General features: G+C 51.8%; 2 protein-coding genes. Both read right to left on the bottom strand.

Annotated elements, in window-relative coordinates; translation table 11 throughout:
* Positions 1-440: Uma2 family endonuclease (locus NZ772_19265; GenBank protein MCS6815697.1), on the bottom strand; the 440-nt coding region annotated here is incomplete at its 3' end.
* Positions 441-486: 46 nt separating this feature from the next.
* Positions 487-1,098, bottom strand: a complete 612-nt coding sequence (locus tag NZ772_19260) for a Uma2 family endonuclease (GenBank protein ID MCS6815696.1) — start codon at positions 1,096-1,098, stop codon at positions 487-489.
* Positions 1,099-1,225 lie beyond the last annotated feature (127 nt).

Genomic DNA, 1,225 nt, shown 5'->3' with positions numbered 1-1,225 from the left:
GCTGCATATTCCTGACGTTTCTCGATGTAGTCTCGACGGTAGTTGTCACTCTCTTCATCACCAGGGGAGACTACTTCAATGACCAGCAAAGGGTTAGGCTGCTCTGGCCTTAAGATGGCTTGGGGTGATCCTGCAATTGCCTGAGCAGAGGCTTCTGAGTGGATAATCAGGTCAGGTTCACGGGCGGTTACGGTAATGCTCGTGACTGCGATTTTTTGCTTGATGCCAAGGCAATCAGACGGCACTCCTAGCTGGGAAAAATACAACAGCAGAAAAACAGCAATCTGGGTATTAATGGTACTCTCAGCCCCCATTTCCACTAGCACCCCGTCCACCAGTTCATAGCGAGTCTCCGTGCCGTCGTCATAGTTCAGGTACTCCTCAAGGGTCATGGGGAGAGGTGTAGTGCTAGTCTGTAGCCTGCCAGAGGTGATTGTCATTGGGTACTCCTAACCATCTGCACTGCTGATTATTGCTGATTGTAGTTTACTTACCAGCGGTCAAAATCTGCTCTGCGGTCAAGGTCAAGGGGGGAAACGTAGGGGAGACGATCGTCGCTGTGCCCTCAAATCGTTGCTCTTGGTAGACCTGTCCCTGGAGGGTCAGCACCAGTACCACGCGACGATCCGGGTCAACAATCCAATACTCTGGAATGCCCCGTGCTGCATATTCCTGACGTTTCTCGATGTAGTCTCGACGGTAGTTGTCACTCTCTTCATCACCAGGGGAGACTACTTCCACCACCAACGCTGGGGCAGGCATTTCTAAGGTAATGAGCGATCGCTGATTCCTTGGTAGCAGGGTTACTCCATTCTCGGTTAGCACAATCAAATCAGGGTAACGGGTACTGGCGTAGCTCCTGGAAACGACAATTTCACTGCCTCGCAAGATGCGATCGATGGGCACAAGCTGGGCAAACATTACCACCAAAAACATGGCAATGTTGATGTTACCGGTATTTTCAGCCCCCATTTCCACTAGCACCCCGTCCACCAGTTCATAGCGAGTCTCCGTGCCGTCGTCATAGTTCAGGTACTCCTCAAGGGTCATGGGGAGAGGTGTAGTGCTAGTCTGTAGCCTGCCAGAGGTGATTGTCATTGGGCACTCCTAACCATCTGCACTGCTGATTATTGCTGATTGTAGTTTACTTACCAGCGGTCAAAATCTGCTCTGCGGTCAAGGTCAAGGGGGGAAACGTAGGGGAGACGATCGTCGCTGTGCCCTC

It is taken from the genome of Cyanobacteriota bacterium (genome assembly GCA_025054735.1).
In the GTDB taxonomy this organism is placed as follows: domain Bacteria; phylum Cyanobacteriota; class Cyanobacteriia; order SKYG9; family SKYG9; genus SKYG9.
The sequence above is the reverse complement of the archived record's forward strand: the minus strand, read 5'-3'. Positions and strand labels throughout refer to the sequence as shown.